The sequence below is a fragment of the Maridesulfovibrio sp. FT414 genome, assembly GCF_050916235.1.
GTDB lineage: Bacteria > Desulfobacterota > Desulfovibrionia > Desulfovibrionales > Desulfovibrionaceae > Maridesulfovibrio.
Genome location: NZ_CP104854.1, coordinates 2,824,233 through 2,839,415 on the forward strand (window position 1 = coordinate 2,824,233; position 15,183 = coordinate 2,839,415).

Sequence of the window (15,183 nt, forward strand, 5' to 3'; positions counted from 1 at the left end):
GTTGTTGTTGGCTGGGACACAAGGACTCGAACCTTGATTAACGGAGCCAGAACCCGTCGTCCTGCCAATTGAACGATGTCCCAACAACGAAGAGAGTGTTTATTCGGATTGCCTCAATCTGTCAACAGCTATTTTCGAAAAGTTTAAAATATTCCGAAAATAAAATGATTACAGAGCCTTTGCGAGAGCGCGGGTCTGCTTTTTCATCTTGTTGATCTTGCGGCGCAGCTGGGTGGTTTCCTTGCGGGATTCAGCTGCTTTCTTGCTGATACGCAGTTCTCTCATCTTTCTTTTGATGGAGATGATGCGATCCTTGTAGGGAGACACTGCGCCTTCTTCATCCTGGATTCCGAGGTATTCCTTGATGTTGGAAATGATGGTTTCCTTGTCCATGCTGGAAGCACCTACGATGAGGGGCATCTTGTTCATGCACAGCTGACGCAGTTCCTTGACAGTCATTTTGTCGAGGGGTTTCTTAAGTTCCATACTCTCGAGAGTGGGGGTTGATTCGCTCATGATATCCTCCTTGGTGGGCTTTTTGGCCCGAAATATTATGATTTTTCAAACAGGCGGACGTATTTAAGATAACATTTTCCGACCGCCGATTCGGGATCAAATTTGTCTTTCAAACTGCCCAGCTTACCGGGCTTTTTGATTTTTGCATCCTTGAACTCTGCACGCTTCAATTCGTACCCGTCCAATGGAACCCTGCCGTTTAGCAGCTCAAATAGCACCTTGTCAAAGACTTCTTCGCCAAAAAACGAATTTATTCTTTCAAGGATCTCCGGGGCGAAGTACGAGAGCTCCTGAGCGGCCACTGCATCATCAGATGCAAGGATGAGTGTCCGCTTGCGGTGCCCCAGCGGCTTGGCGAATTCGGCCAGCTCACCCATCAGTTCCGGCCATGCTTTCCATAGCCTGGGGATCATGAGTTTGTAGTCGCCATCCATGATGGTTACATAGTCACCCATGGCTTCACCAAGCGAGCGTACCTTGCGCTGGCGCGGGTGGAAGATCCTTTTTACCGGGCCTGTGTATTTCTTTTTTTGTGCCATTAAAATTCTATCTGTGCAGAGTTTATCTGATCATGCTTATACTTTATGCTTCCGGTTGGCAAACCCATAGATGGCCCCTGTCCATATAAAATGATAGTTAATGCTTGACGCTTTCGATTATGGCGCGTAGGCCTCTTGGAATATCGTTATATAAAGATGTCGTTATGTTTTGCCTATGAGGATGGAGATGGAGATTCTTAAATTCAGCAAGGCCTTATCAGACGAGATAAGGATCAGGCTTCTGGCTATGCTGCGTGACAATGAGCTCAATGTGGGCGAGGTCGTGCAGGTGCTAGGTATGTCCCAGCCCCGCGTGTCTCGGCATCTTAAAATAATGCATGAAAGCGGGCTGCTTGAATCGCGGCGCGAGGGGCTCTGGAATTTTTACCGTCTGGCCCGCTCCGGGAACGGATGCCGTTTTGCCGAGTCCATAGGCTGGCTTATTGATAACGAGTCGGAGGTTTCCGAGGACCGCAAACGTGTTGCACAGGTTCTGGCCGAGCGCAACATGGAGACCCGCAAATTTTTCGATGAGATTGCCGAGGACTGGGAACGCCTTCAGCGAGACGTGTTCGGCGGTTTTAATCTTAATGAAGTGCTCGTTTCAATCGTGGAGACCTGCTCCGTTGTCGTTGATCTTGGCTGCGGCAACGGTTCGCTCCTTGAAACGATGCTTGCCAAGTGCGGTACGGTTATCGGCGTGGACAGCTCACCCAAGATGCTGGAACTTGCCGAGTCCCGGATCGGGGACAACGACAGGGTCAGCCTGCGTATCGGAGAGCTCACCCATCTTCCGCTTAGGGACTGGGAGGCTGATCTTGCGGTTATTTCAATGGTTCTGCACCATCTTCCGCGTCCGGACAAGGCTGTAGCCGAGGCCGCGCGGACCCTTACCAGCGGGGGCAGGCTGGTTATTGCTGATTTTCTGGTTCATGCCAACGAGCGGATGCGCACCGAGTTCGGTGACCGCCGGCTCGGCTTTACAGAAGATGAACTTGGCGGCTGGATTGCGGATGCCGGACTGGTGCCCGTGGATACCCGCCGTTTCCCGGTAAATGAAGGACTCACGGTCCTTGTATGCATATCTGAAAAACAATAATGGAGGATTCAATGCTTAAAGTAGATCCTAATCTTGAGTACAAAGTAGCGGACATCACCCTTGCTGACTGGGGTAATAAGGAAATGCAGCTTTCCGAGCGCGAAATGCCCGGTCTCATGTCCATCCGCGCCAAATACGGTGAAGAAAAGCCCCTCAAGGGCCTCAAAGTCATGGGCTCCCTGCACATGACCATCCAGACCGCCATGCTTATCGAGACCCTGCATGCTCTGGGTGCCGATATCCGCTGGGCTTCCTGCAACATTTTTTCCACTCAGGATCATGCTGCTGCAGCTATCGCCGTCAACGGCACTGCCAAGGTTTTTGCATGGAAAGGTGAAACCCTTGAAGAGTACTGGTGGTGCACCGAGCAGGCCCTGACCTGGCCCGACGGTTCCGGTCCCGACCTCATCGTTGACGATGGCGGTGACGCAACACTGCTCATCCATCATGGCGTTAAGGCTGAAGCTGATCCTTCCATTCTCGAAGAGAAGACCGACAACAAGGAATTCAAGTGCGTTCTTGATCGCCTGAAGCTTTCCGTTGCCGAAAATCCCGGCAAGTGGACTGCAATTTCCAAGAAGGTACGCGGTGTTTCCGAAGAAACCACCACCGGTGTTCATCGCCTCTACCAGATGCAGGAAGCCGGAGAACTTCTTTTCCCTGCCATCAACGTCAACGACTCCGTTACCAAATCCAAGTTCGACAACCTCTACGGTTGCCGCGAGTCCCTTGCTGACGGTATCAAGCGCGCTACCGACGTTATGATCGCCGGGAAGATCGTTGTTGTTGTCGGTTACGGCGATGTTGGTAAGGGCTGCGCCCAGTCCATGCGCGGTTTCGGTGCCCGTGTCATCGTTACTGAAATCGATCCCATCTGCGCACTGCAGGCTGCCATGGAAGGTTTTGAAGTAACCACCATGAACGACGCTGTTGAGCGCGGTGACGTTTTCGTTACCTGTACCGGTAACTACCACGTTATCACCGGTGAGCACATCGCCCGCATGAAGGACGAGGCAATCATCTGCAACATCGGTCATTTTGATAACGAAATCGATATGGGCTACCTTGAGAACAACCCCAAGGCCCAGAAGATCGAAATCAAGCCGCAGGTGGACAAATGGATTCTCGAATCCGGCAAGTCCGTCATCGTTCTTGCTGAAGGCCGTCTGGTAAACCTCGGTTGCGCAACCGGCCACCCCAGCTTTGTAATGTCCAACAGCTTCACCAACCAGGCTCTGGCCCAGATTGATCTTGCCAAGAATACCTACGAGCCCAAGGTTATGATTCTGCCCAAGAATCTGGATGAAGAAGTTGCCCGTCTGCACCTTGAGCGTCTCGGCGTGAAGCTGGAAAAGCTTTCCAAGCAGCAGGCTGACTACATCGGCGTAAAAGTGGAAGGTCCCTACAAGCCCAACCACTACCGCTACTAGTCTTCTGTATTCATTAAATTAAAAGCCCCGCGATACCGAGTATCGCGGGGCTTTTTGTTGCCGCCGGCGGCGAAATTAGATCATTAAAAGCTCAAATCGCATCAAACTCAGCCTCGCAGAGCCGCCGGGGGCATATCCTTTGCTGCTCGGTATTACTCCTTACCGGCCATCCGTTCCAGCTCGGCGGAAACTTCCTGCGGCTCAAGCTGGCGGCAGGTGGTGAAGGTCTCCTTGTCCACGACTCCCTTGTGGATAAGGAAATGGCGGTCGGCAAGTGCGGCCAGTTGCGGCCAGTGGGTGATGACTATGAGCTGCTGGCGTGCTGCAAGATCCTGCATTTTTTCGCCGACCCGGTTTAAGGTATGACCGCCGATGCCGGAATCCACCTCGTCAAAGATAAGCGTGGGCCGTTCAGACTCACCCTGCAGACCGGTTATTGCCAGCAGGAAGCGGGAAAGTTCACCGCCGGATGCAATCCTGTCCAGCGGTTGTGCGGATTGGCCGGGGTTTGGAATCCACATCAGCCTGCCGCGCATCTCATTGAGTCCCGGGTAGAGTTCATGGGGCCTGAATTCGAACTGCACCTGAACATGCTCGGAAAAACCGAGCCCTTTCAGTTCAGCTACAACACGGTTGGTCAGCTTTTCAGCGGCAGCTTCACGGGCAGTGGCGAGTTTTGCCAGCACTTCAGCCAGAAGTGCTGCCTGTTCTTTTTCTTTTTTTTCTATCTGGGCCAGTTCAAGGGCGCATGAATCAAGGAAATCGAGGTTTTCCTGAATTTCATTTTTAAGGTCCACTATCTGATCTAAGGTGCGCCCAAGCTTGCGTTTAAGTTTGGAGAGCTCGTAAAGCCGGGCTTCAATATCATCTATGGAGTCTTCGGAATCGAAATCAAGCGGCTGGGTGCGGAGCTTGGAGGCCAGTTCGTCGAGGTAGTGCTTGAATTCAGTAACTTTTTCGCGATCTTCGCCATATTCCGGAAAAATAGAGCAGATGCGGTCCATCTCGGCCCTGAGGGCAGAGACTGATCCGGAAAGGTCCGGCCCTCCTCGCATGATCTCCATGGCATTCTGGATGCAGCGTCCGGCATCCTCCTGCGCCCGCAGGGTGTTTTTCTTTTCCAGCAGCTCATCTTCTTCACCGGGATAGGGTGAGACCTTTTCGATCTCCGTGCGCTGGTACTCCAGAAAATCCTTTTTATCTATGAGCGAAGCGGAACGCTGCCGCAGTTCTTCCTTCTGGCTGAGTAGTCCGCGCAGGGTTGCGAGTATGGCATCTTTTTTTACCGGAAGGGACGGGTCAGCAAGAAAGCGGTCCAGAATTACGCATTGGTATGCTGGCTGGAGCAGTTTCTGCTGGGCATGCTGGCTGGTGTGCAGAATCATGGATGTTCCGAGATCCTTGATAGTGGTCTGGGAACTGAGCTTGTCGTTGACGTAGATTCTGCTGCGCCCCGTATCCGCTGAAAGAACCCGGCGGATGATGGTTTCCTCGCCGTCATGGTTGACGAACAGGGCTTCCACAAAAGCCTGCTCCTTGCCGGGACGGACCATGTCCTGACCCATTTTCTGGCCCGTAAGGAAGTCTATGGCCCGCAGGATGAAAGATTTACCGGCGCCGGTTTCCCCGGTTAGCACGTTCATGCCTGATGAAAATTCAATCTCAGCGTCTTCAATGAGTGCGAGGTCGCGAATTCTGAGAAGTTCCAGCATTGCTTTACCGTTTTTACTGTTTGAGTCTTGGGTCGAGTATGTCGCGCAGGGCTTCGCCCAGCAGGTTGTAGCCGAGTACGGTCAGCAGGATGGCCATGCCTGGGAAGACTGACAGCCACGGAGCTATTTCAAGCACCTCCTTGCCTTCCATGAGCAGGTTGCCCCATGACGGGTCGGGCGGCTGTACGCCGAGTCCGAGAAAACTGAGAGAAGATTCCACAAGAATGGCACCGGCCACACCCAGTGTAGCTGAAACCAGTACCGGGGTGATGGCGTTGGGTAGAATATGGGTAACCATGATGCGGATCGGACCGGCACCGGAAAGGCGTGAGGCCTGCACGAAATCCCTTTTGCGGAGTGAAAGGGTTTCCGCACGTACCAGACGGGCGACCCCCATCCATGAGGTGAATCCGATGACGATCATGATGTTGGTCAGTCCCGGTTCCAGAAAGGCTATGACTGCCAGAATCAGGAAAAATGAGGGGAAGCAGAGCATCACATCAACACCACGCATGATGATTTCATCGACCAGGCCCCCGAAATATCCGGCGGCAAGCCCCAGTGCCAGCCCGATAGCCGTTGATATTCCAACAGCCACAAAGCCTACCCAGAGCGACACCCGTCCTCCGTAGAGCATTCTGGCGAATACGTCCCGTCCAAGTGCATCGGTTCCGAAAAGGTGTGTTGTGCTTGGAGGCTGTAAAAGGTGGTCCACGTTGAGGGCAAAGGGATCATAAGGGGTCAGCAGGGGCGCGAAGATGGCTGCAAGCGAAACAGATCCGACGAGGAATATCCCGAGGTAGAGCAGGCCGTATTTCTGCAGTCTGGATGGTGGGGAAAGAGGTTTTCTGTTGATCATCAGTCATTGCCTCCGGCCCGGATGCGCGGGTCGGCTAGTCCATAGGCCACGTCCGCGAGCAGGTTGCCCGCAAGGGTCAGCATCGCGCCGAGTACCAGCGAACCCATTATCAGCGAATAATCGCGTGCCATTACCGCACCGTAAAAAAGTTGTCCCAGTCCGGGCAGGGCGAATATTGACTCAATAATGACGCTGCCGCCGATGAGCCCCGGGATGGAAAGTCCCAGAATAGTAATGACCGGCAGAAGGCCGTTGCGCATGGCATGCTTGAACAGCACCTTGCGCATGGGCAGCCCTTTGGCCTTGGCCGTGGTTATGTAATCCTGTCTGAGAACTTCCAGCATGGATGAGCGCATGAATCTGGACATCCCGGCAAGGCTTCCGAATGTATAAATGAATATGGGCAGGGCCAGATGACGGGCCAGATCGGCCATTTTGCCCCATGGGGACAGAAGCTCATAATCCAACGAGGTCAGGCCGGAAATCGGAAAAATGGGCCAGTAGATACCCAGCCAGAGCATCAGCAGCAGGGCCAGCCAGAACCCCGGAACCGCAAACCCGATGAAAACCAGCACGGTCATGCCCCGGTCGAACCAGCCTCCCTGTCGCCATGCTGAATACATACCGATGGGAACCGCTATCATGAGGGTCAGCAGCAGTGAAGCCATGTTCATGCCGAATGTCAGCGGCAATCTTTCTTTTATGCGGTCCCAGACAGGGCGGCGGTCCCCGGACATGGAAAGTCCGAAGTCGAATCTGGCCAGCCGCGAAACCCAATTTATGTATTGCTCGTGCAGGGGCTTATCGAGTCCGTACAGTTTTTCCAGTTTCAGGCGGGTTTCAATGGTTGCAGCAGGGTTCAAGGTGGTCTGCATATCTGTAGGAGATCCGGGGGCAAGATGGATAACCCAGAAACTTATGACCGTTATGCCGATGAAAACCACGGAAACCCATGCGAATTTTGATAAAATTTTCAAGATGATGTCGAGCATGGTACCTCATGATCCGGTAGCTGTTTGAATCTCGTTGACTGCATCGTAAGATAATCCATGTTGCCGAATGTGGCAATATGATTGTTTTGTATAGGTAAACGAATTGATCTGGTGTTTAGTTCTGCTCTGCGTTGTGCCCGTCCTTTGCAGGCGGGGATTTTGGAGCGTTCAGGGCAGTATAATCGGTAGGATAAATTGGTAAAGTGAAATAATTTTATTAAAAAAGTTTGTTGACAGCGGTGACTTGCGCAGATAGAAAATTCTTCACAGCGAGTGGGGCTGTAGCTCAGTTGGGAGAGCGCTTGAATGGCATTCAAGAGGCCAGGAGTTCAATTCTCCTCAGCTCCACCACCACAGAATTCAAAAGACCCGATCAGCAATAAACTGACCGGGTCTTTTTATTTTCGTATCTGCAACTTTCTTTGAGTTAACGCCTTAGTTTATTTGGGACTATCAGGTATTATAACTTTTTTTCCGCTTAACCACGTCTCCAGGACTTTCGGGGGATCCGTTGCCAGGCTCTCCGGCTTTACATCGTATAGATCTCGCTCAAAGCGCACCATGTCGGCCTTCATGCCCGGATAAAGTGCACCCACATCGTTATGCCCAGTTGTCGCGGCACTTCCCTGCGTCAGCCCTCTAATGACGTCCTGCATGGTCAGCGGTGTACGCGCCGATCCTCCGTCCAGCATGGATATACTCATAATTTTTGTGGGAGCGCTCAAATCCAGAGGTGAGACTCCAAAATCGGTGCTTATGCCCGTGCTTACGCCGGCCTCCATCAATTCCTTGATGGGATAGGACGCGTCATTTGCCTTGCCATAATACCTGTCAAGTCCGGCCTCGGCCTTCCAGAATCCCGGCTGGACCGTAGAGACGACCTTATTATTCAGCTTGTTGATACGCTGTAATTGGTCAGGACGGGGAAAGGCCAGATGAATCAGCGTGTGTAAACAGCTAAGCCCGCCCTTCTTGGCCGCAGCGGCTTCCAGCGCATCCAAAGTCACATTCAGGGCCTCGTCCCCCTGAATATGGTAATGGCAATTGAGGCCGACTTCCTCCAGCCGGGACACTATGCGGTAAATGTTCTGGTTTTTGCCCATGGAATCGCCAGCCGTGACCGTATGTAGGCCATGGTTACCCTGTTTATTTTCCCAGGTTGTCCACGCCTCTCCTCCGGCGTAGGCTCCGTCAACAAAAAGTTTATTTCCAATAAATCTCACCAGATCCGTGTCCTTGCCCATCTCCTCAAGACCGCCCTCAAGATCATCAAGGCCGAAGAAGGTGTAGTTATAATTGACGCGAAGGGGCAGAAGACCCTTGTGTTCCAGTTTCCGGCACATTTTAGCATGCAGAATGCGGCCGATGGGCGCACCCATAAGGTCTACGATCCCTGTATAACCCATTTGGGCCCATAAATTCATGAACTTTTGTGTACCTGGTCGAATCGTTTTGTCTTTAAAAAGATGGAGAAGCTGATTTCCGGCCAGAGTCATGGCTTCTTCGCGCAACATACCCGTGGGCTTGCCATCCTGGACAACGACTTTCCCTCCCGACGGCACATCATCCAAGTGCTTATATAGGTCCGCTTTTTTCATAGCGGCAGAATTTACAATAAGATTATGACCGAGGTCGTCGCCTAACAGAACGATTCGGTCACCGGTAACAGCGTCGAGCGCGGCAAGGTCCTTCAGGGACCATGAGTCATAGTCGTCCAAGGAAAATCCTCCGCCAAAAAAAGGATCTTCTTCGGGATGCTCTGATATGGCCGTTTTCACAGCCTGGACAATCGATTCAGCGTCATTATCACCGCGCAGGTCTGCACCACTAAACATAAGAGCAGATTCGACCAAATGGACATGACTGTCGCAAAAACCGGGATAGATGGCGTTACCGTCTAAATCTATGACTTCCGCATCCATATGATCGGAGGGCTCCACATCCACGGCCGCTACACAGTCATCTACCACAAGAAGGTTGCGCACCCGACGAACCGCGTCTTGATAAATCCGGCCATTGACGAAAAGTTTCGATGCAGTTTGATCACCCATGTAAACCTCCAAGAGTTTTGATTTTACCGGGAAAGGCCCTTGATTGAATAACCCAAAACGCATGCTTAAACGATACGGAGAATCTATTTATACCCCACTAATAATATCACAACAAGACTGTTATAAAAAAATTATGATACATCTTTTTAACACAATCACTGCACAGTAATTGTTGCCATATTTTTTCTGCTGAAATGTAACCAATAGAGATCGTGCTTCCGATTACACACTAGTCTATTGGAAGGGATCAACAACAAAATCAAGTTGATCAGAAGAATGGCATACGTGTTCCGGGATCATGAATATTTCTTCCTGAAAATCAGGGCTGCTTTTCCCGGAAATCGGTGATGAACCTAAAAAAGCCAGGTTACAGTTGGAATAAGGACACGAGGTGAAGTCATCAAGCCCTTTTCCCTAACCTATGGGCGGACCTGTAGCGACCCTATGCTCCGTGTTGTCTTTCTTACGGGTCTTATTCTTTTAATATTTTGGTTAGATATTTTTGGGCTGGATTCGAGCAATTTATCAAAAAAAGTTTGTCGCGCAACTGTTGCATTGGCAACAATTCTCATATACATTTAAATCCGGTTCACAAGAAAACGTTGTCACAAGCTTAACGTCTCGCTTAACTAACTGTGATGAATTTCGGACACATGATGCCGATTCATTCAAATAATCCATACAACAGGCTGTTCAAAAGATAAGTGGCGAAGAAGAGGCTCTTTCTTCGGCAACGAGGTCTTCGTTCTTCATCAGCCTTCCAAGCACCCACAAGGAAACCCGCATATGTCACAACACAGGTCTATAGGAAAAAAAATCGGAACCATCGCTAGATATCTTGACATGGTCCTTGACAGCCGAATTGCCCATCTGGGCCTTGGGGCAGCGACCATCCCAATCATCACTTTTCTGTATGAGAACGAAGGAGCGAATCAAGACGCTCTGGCAGATGCGCTGCAGTTCAATAAAAGTTCCGCTGCACGCGCTGTCACCCGTCTCGAAAAAGACGGATTTCTCACCAGAACAGTTGATCCGGCCAACCGGAGGAGCAACATTCTCTGCACTACAGAGAAGGCCCGTAGTGTAAAAGACGAAGTCTATCAAATACTCAAAGGACTGACCGATGATGTGTTTGCTGATTTCAGCGACGAGGACATTGATCTATACTTTAACCTAACCACAATAATCAGCACCCGGGTGGTGCAGATGCAGCAGGAAATAAAATGATCCGTATAGCAATTCTCTCTCTTTCCATGCTTACAGTTATGTCCGGAGCTGCAGTTGCACCAGCTGTGGCTGACATTATAGCCTACTTCCCAAACGCCTCGGATATGCTGGGAAAGATGGTGCTCACCACTCCTGCATTGACCATTATACCGATGGCTTTGATCACTGGTCTGCTCAGTAGCAGGGTAGCCAGAAAGAGTTTGGTGTACACCGGTATCTTTTTCTATATGCTGGGTGGAGCTGGTGGCGGGCTTGCGACTTCTATTCCCTTTCTGCTCTCAATGAGAGCAGTACTCGGTATAGGGGTCGGAATCTTAATGCCTCTCTCTACAGGAATCATCGCAGATATATGGTCAGGAGATGAAAAGGCCAAGATCATGGGGCTTGCCTCGGCATCAAGCAATCTGGGTGGGATAATCGCCATGCTTCTCTCCGGCATGCTGGCTGCAGTAAGTTGGCGTGCATCCTTCCTCATCTATCTCCTTGGGATAGCGGTTTGGGTTCTCATCTTTTTCTTCTTACCAGAAAAGCATCCCTCACCAGTTGAAAAAAGACAGTCTTCACAAGGAATAGGTTTTCTCGGCTCCTATATTCGCTGGGGGCTGGGCATGTTCCTACTCATGGTCGCCTTCTATTCCATCCCGGTCAATATCGCCCTCTATCTTCAAAGCCACGAGATTGGAGACTCGCGTATGGCGGGCTTAGCTATGGCTGTCATGACAGCCTCATCTTTTCTGACTGGTCTTACGTACGGCAATCTGAAAAAGGCGCTGCGAGGGTGGCTCTCTAGTGTGAGCCTCCTCATATTCGCACTCTCATATTACGGCCTCTCCACATTTCCGTCAGCACTTCCCCTTTTCTGCAGTCTGGTACTCAATGGTATGGCCTTCGGCACCCTGGTTCCTTCGATCATGGATGGTGTGACCAGAACAGCGGAGAACTCCTCCGGGACAGCTGGCACATCGGTGGTAACCAGCTTTTTGTTTGCCGGGCAATTCGCAAGTCCGTTGATCACAGGTGAAACCTCCGGACTGATCTTCGGGTCAGGTATATCCAATATATACCTAACCCTTGCTTGCGGAGTCGGATTGGCATGCATATTTTCGGTTGTGTTTCGAATCACAACCGCAAAACGAGTTCAATTAACAACATAAACTAGGAGTAAAAAAATGGAGACTAATTCGCATCCTGTTCCGGATATTTCAAGACTGTTTATCGGGGCCAAGAATGAATTTGAGGTTGAAACGGTTTTCGCACAGAAAGGTGCGGTATCGCCGGATGAATCACATTCATTTGATGAAATTCTTGTTTTACTGGAAGGTGAAATCGAGTTGGAAACGGACAGCGGAGTTGAAACCCTTTCCGGATTGACCATGCGAACCATACCGGCCGGAACTAGGCATGTTAGCCGGATACAGACAACGCCTACCAGAATAGTAATTATACACCCTGACCGCTTGTAGTCATGCCAGCAAACGGTTCCGCGGGGTGTTCACACCATGGCACCCTGCGGAGCTGATTCTACTTTCACGGTTCACAAGACTAAACTTCCTTTAAGAAAATTTCACCAGTCCACTTATAGCCTTCTTCCGTAAAATCTCTAAAATGTTTTGGGTCAGTAATATTATTTTCTATAAGCCATCTAACAAATCGCCCCTTAATGTGCTTTCCCTGATGACCTGCAGGTATCTTTTTTCCTGCTTTTTTTAGGACAAATTCAACCCCAATTCCATTATCATATTTAACCGCCTTCCTGTGTGCTTGCGGCAATAAATCAATGACAAATTTATCTTTCAACTGCTCTGAATTAGATTCCATCCATAGCCTGGCAGCATTTAATTTATCAATCTTCAAACGATAATTAGGAATCAGATCAACAGGACTGATAAGACCGAACAACCCGGAAACAATTAACATTTTATCATTAAAGTCAGATTTATTTTTCAAAGTCTGATAATCAATCGCGTCGTAGACAACACCTGTGTAGCGTTCAATTGCCGGCATTGTTTTGGAAGTTAAGAGTTCCTTGTTTACAGCAATTGCTTTCTTAAGCGCCGCTTCCTTGAGGCCATATAACTTTTTAGGATCAGCTTCTTTAATAGCTTCAATTAAGTCAGCGGTAATGTTTGATACAGACTGTAAAGGATCATCATTTCCTCCATCGGCTTTCCCCTCAGATGGTGGAATTAAGATGATAGTGTTCATAAGAGACCTTAAAATTTTTTTATTAAAAAATATTATGAATTATCTATAAGGGAATAAACGGATAAATCAAAGTCATTTCATTTACATAATACTCAGTCACAAGAAACGAACAAAATATCATGGGACGAATTTCCATTAGCAGAACCTCTGGAAACGATCTTATAAAGAAGCATTTGAAAATACTTCAAGGCAATGTGTTCTCAATTTAAATAAATTCTTCTAATGAAGATTACTGGAGAGTTCAACGCATGGCATTCAGAAGGCCTTAAATCTGATTATTCTCAGCTCCACCTGATATTTAAAGACTTAGAAGCTTTTACATCTAAGCCTTTCCTCTTAGAATATATAAATGATATCTGCTGGAGGGTCATTGTCTTTCGATTTGTAATAACAGAGCATCCATGGCTGCATTATCGCTATTGTCTATTGCTCCTCCATGGTAACAATAAATACAGGCTGGATTCAATTTTCTGATCTCACGTATCGTTTGTAAACATCTGTCCATATCAAGCGTGAATTGTGGGTTTGCAATGGATAGCTTATCATGATCAACGGCAAGTGAGTCTCCGGCGATAAAAGACCGTGAGCTATGAACGAATAAGGAAATATGTCCCGGAGTATGCCCGGGTGAAAACAGTATCGTTATGTCGTCATTGAAATCATTTGGTTGTGTAGAGACGATTCGGTCAATATTGCACGGTTCTATTGTTTGCAGATACTGAAGGAACTCTTCACCCCACCTCAGGCCCTCTCCTGAGAGAGATTTGTTATATTCCCTTGCCTGGGCAATTCGCAGGGATTCTTTTTTCCCGGAAATGTATGGTTCTTCAATTTCACTTGAAATAACCGTAATTTTCTTATTTCTACGCTTAATCGCTGCAAGTGATCCGACATGATCATGGTCCTGGTGGCTGACAATAACATGAGTTATGTCCGTCAAGGAGTATCCGTGGAGAGCTAATGCTTCCTCCAGTTGATCTGCCTGGCAAGGCATGCAAGCATCGAAAAGTATTACCGATGTTTTTGCAGTGATGAGAGTAGGGTAGATGGATACCTGTTCAGTTCCAATCACTTGCGTGATTCTAAGGGGCAAAATATTTGTCATGCACAAACCTTCATGTTTGGTCGAATGCTTGGTCTGCATTAAGGGAGTTCAACATAATATACGTACTGCCGGAGTAGTCCGCATGGACCTTGGTTGCATCTTAAGTATCCTGAATACATTCTAAGTTTCAAGTTCAACGAGTGGCACTCTAGAAAAATAATAACGTAAAATAAATATGATTTTTGAACTGTGTTTGAAATGGCGTTCAAATGCTAAAAAAGTTCAATTCTCCTCGGCTCCACCACACAAAAGCAAAAATGACTTAGGTTATTAAACGTAAGTCATTTTTGATAGCTGGTTGTCAGTATCTTCAGCTTTTAATTCTTTCACTGCGAAGGAAGCTGACTATCCAGCTATGAATCACAAATCAATCTTTTTCGCGAAGAAAGGCTGCCCGTTCAGCCAATTATCGGCGAGTTCAATCATTCCTTTTTCATCCTTTTCCTGCAGTAACAGATACGCAGCTCGCGGCAGCAGCAGATAGCCTGTTTCCAACTGCATCTCACTGGATCCGTTCAGAAGTCCAAGCTGAATGCTTTCCGCCATGACTCGCGGAAGAGGATGGTTCTCGATGGGTGCCAGTGCGTCTCCGGACTGGTTGCTGTGCCGGCACATGTCCGCGTCAACGGAGTTCCAGCCCCGGCAGGACAACGGCCGGGCCGCATAAATTGAGCAGGTCCCGTCTTCCATGAACAGACAGGGATACATGTGCCTGTTCATGCCGATTTCCTGTCTGCTTTTTCCCTGCAGATTCTCCAGCAGGGTCCGCGCCATTTGCTGAAGCACAACCCGCTGCTCGGAAGTACGGGTCTCCAACAGATGGAATCCTATAAATAAAGCCTCCGGCTCGGTCAGAGAAACCTGATTGATGCAGCAGTATATACATCCTCTTTTGCAGGCCAGAGGAGGATCAAGAACAAGGTCTCCCAACATCCTGTCGAAAATTTCATAAGACTCGCTGACAAGATCAATGAGTACCTTGGCACTTTGTCCTTTTTTAACGCGGCCGAGGTTCTTCTTGAACACCGCATGTCGTTCCTCTGCAATTCGCGCAGCCATTATTTCAGTGCTGTTTTGTACAGCCTGCACAGCCTGGGCTTGGATTCCCTTCTCTGCTTTAGTGCTAAGCCCGGTTACTTTTTTTCTAGCTCCTGAGCCACGCAATCTATGACGTGAAGTCATTCTTCTCTCTTTATGTGAGTGTTTTATCTTGAAAAAAACAGTCTTGCCGAGGTGATGGCGACAGGGAAACTTTCAGGGAGTATTACCGTGCAACCTAACCGCTCATAATATCATTATTTATGCCAGTTGCAGCGATATGAGATTAAGTTGTTACAACTATACAGATTCGCGCCATTAACGGGCTTTAATTGAAGGGGTTAGGTCTGAGAATATTGATCGGAAGAATTAAAATTGTATGGCTTGAACCTCAAAACTTACTGCGAAAC

At 49.0% G+C, this 15,183-nt stretch carries 14 protein-coding genes, 2 tRNA genes and 1 pseudogene; 7 read left to right on the forward strand and 10 right to left on the reverse strand.

The genetic code is table 11. From position 1 onward, the window contains the following. Window positions 1–8: 8 nt before the first annotated feature. From N7E73_RS12565 to N7E73_RS12575, 3 genes are all read right to left on the reverse strand, one after another. Window positions 9–83 (reverse strand) — tRNA-Gln (locus N7E73_RS12565). Between the two features lie 85 nt (window positions 84–168). Continuing rightward, window positions 169–516: a hypothetical protein gene (locus tag N7E73_RS12570; RefSeq protein WP_432735110.1), complete on the reverse strand. Its 348-nt coding sequence runs from the start codon at window positions 514–516 to the stop codon at window positions 169–171. Window positions 517–551: 35 nt separating this feature from the next. Next, the gene (locus tag N7E73_RS12575) at window positions 552–1,055 is read right to left on the reverse strand and encodes a DUF721 domain-containing protein (protein WP_432735111.1); all 504 of its coding nucleotides are present in this window, start codon (window positions 1,053–1,055) and stop codon (window positions 552–554) included. A gap of 187 nt (window positions 1,056–1,242) precedes the next feature. Here N7E73_RS12575 and N7E73_RS12580 point away from each other — a divergent pair, with 187 nt between their 5' ends. Then, the gene (locus N7E73_RS12580; protein ID WP_432735112.1) at window positions 1,243–2,154 is read left to right on the forward strand and encodes an ArsR/SmtB family transcription factor; all 912 of its coding nucleotides are present in this window, start codon (window positions 1,243–1,245) and stop codon (window positions 2,152–2,154) included. 11 nt (window positions 2,155–2,165) lie between these two features. Beyond that, the gene (ahcY, locus tag N7E73_RS12585) at window positions 2,166–3,584 is read left to right on the forward strand and encodes an adenosylhomocysteinase (protein ID WP_432735113.1); all 1,419 of its coding nucleotides are present in this window, start codon (window positions 2,166–2,168) and stop codon (window positions 3,582–3,584) included. 152 nt (window positions 3,585–3,736) lie between these two features. Here the strand turns inward: ahcY and N7E73_RS12590 are convergent, their stop codons facing one another. Genes N7E73_RS12590 through N7E73_RS12600 form a run of 3 tightly spaced genes read right to left on the reverse strand, consistent with a single transcriptional unit; the run spans window position 3,737 to window position 7,147 of the window. Continuing rightward, a complete protein-coding gene (locus N7E73_RS12590) occupies window positions 3,737–5,296 on the reverse strand; it encodes a DNA repair protein RecN (protein WP_432735114.1) in 1,560 nt (519 codons plus the stop codon). A 13-nt stretch (window positions 5,297–5,309) separates the two neighbouring features. Further along, window positions 5,310–6,155, reverse strand: a complete 846-nt coding sequence (locus N7E73_RS12595) for an ABC transporter permease (protein WP_432735115.1) — start codon at window positions 6,153–6,155, stop codon at window positions 5,310–5,312. Next, complete coding sequence (locus N7E73_RS12600) at window positions 6,155–7,147, reverse strand: ABC transporter permease (RefSeq protein WP_432735116.1); 993 nt, start codon at window positions 7,145–7,147, stop codon at window positions 6,155–6,157. The genes N7E73_RS12595 and N7E73_RS12600 overlap by 1 nt, the downstream gene beginning before the upstream one ends. 275 nt (window positions 7,148–7,422) lie before the next feature. Between N7E73_RS12600 and N7E73_RS12605 the strand changes: the two genes are divergently transcribed. Beyond that, window positions 7,423–7,498, forward strand: a tRNA-Ala gene (locus N7E73_RS12605). Window positions 7,499–7,587: 89 nt separating this feature from the next. Here N7E73_RS12605 and N7E73_RS12610 read toward each other — a convergent pair. Continuing rightward, window positions 7,588–9,198: an amidohydrolase gene (locus N7E73_RS12610; protein ID WP_432735117.1), complete on the reverse strand. Its 1,611-nt coding sequence runs from the start codon at window positions 9,196–9,198 to the stop codon at window positions 7,588–7,590. A gap of 222 nt (window positions 9,199–9,420) precedes the next feature. Between N7E73_RS12610 and N7E73_RS12615 the strand changes: the two are divergent. The 4 genes and pseudogenes from N7E73_RS12615 to N7E73_RS12630 form a co-directional block, all read left to right on the forward strand. Continuing rightward, a pseudogene (locus N7E73_RS12615) lies at window positions 9,421–9,546 on the forward strand (transposase); the annotation flags it as partial. Between the two features lie 438 nt (window positions 9,547–9,984). Beyond that, window positions 9,985–10,425 (forward strand): MarR family winged helix-turn-helix transcriptional regulator, encoded by a 441-nt coding sequence (locus tag N7E73_RS12620; protein ID WP_432735118.1) that lies wholly within the window; start codon window positions 9,985–9,987, stop codon window positions 10,423–10,425. Continuing rightward, window positions 10,422–11,579, forward strand: coding sequence for an MFS transporter (locus N7E73_RS12625; protein WP_432735119.1), 1,158 nt, complete (start codon window positions 10,422–10,424; stop codon window positions 11,577–11,579). The genes N7E73_RS12620 and N7E73_RS12625 overlap by 4 nt, the downstream gene beginning before the upstream one ends. 15 nt (window positions 11,580–11,594) lie before the next feature. After that, a complete protein-coding gene (locus N7E73_RS12630) occupies window positions 11,595–11,888 on the forward strand; it encodes a cupin domain-containing protein (protein WP_432735120.1) in 294 nt (97 codons plus the stop codon). Window positions 11,889–11,967: 79 nt separating this feature from the next. Here N7E73_RS12630 and N7E73_RS12635 read toward each other — a convergent pair whose 3' ends face one another. The 3 genes from N7E73_RS12635 to N7E73_RS12645 all read right to left on the reverse strand — a co-directional run bounded on the left by N7E73_RS12635 (window position 11,968) and on the right by N7E73_RS12645 (window position 14,917). Further along, the gene (locus tag N7E73_RS12635; RefSeq protein ID WP_432735121.1) at window positions 11,968–12,630 is read right to left on the reverse strand and encodes a YaaA family protein; all 663 of its coding nucleotides are present in this window, start codon (window positions 12,628–12,630) and stop codon (window positions 11,968–11,970) included. Between the two features lie 367 nt (window positions 12,631–12,997). Continuing rightward, on the reverse strand, window positions 12,998–13,735 hold the full coding sequence (locus N7E73_RS12640) for an MBL fold metallo-hydrolase (protein WP_432735122.1): 738 nt from the start codon (window positions 13,733–13,735) through the stop codon (window positions 12,998–13,000). 360 nt (window positions 13,736–14,095) lie between these two features. Then, on the reverse strand, window positions 14,096–14,917 hold the full coding sequence (locus tag N7E73_RS12645) for a YkgJ family cysteine cluster protein (protein ID WP_432735123.1): 822 nt from the start codon (window positions 14,915–14,917) through the stop codon (window positions 14,096–14,098). Window positions 14,918–15,183: the final 266 nt, after the last annotated feature.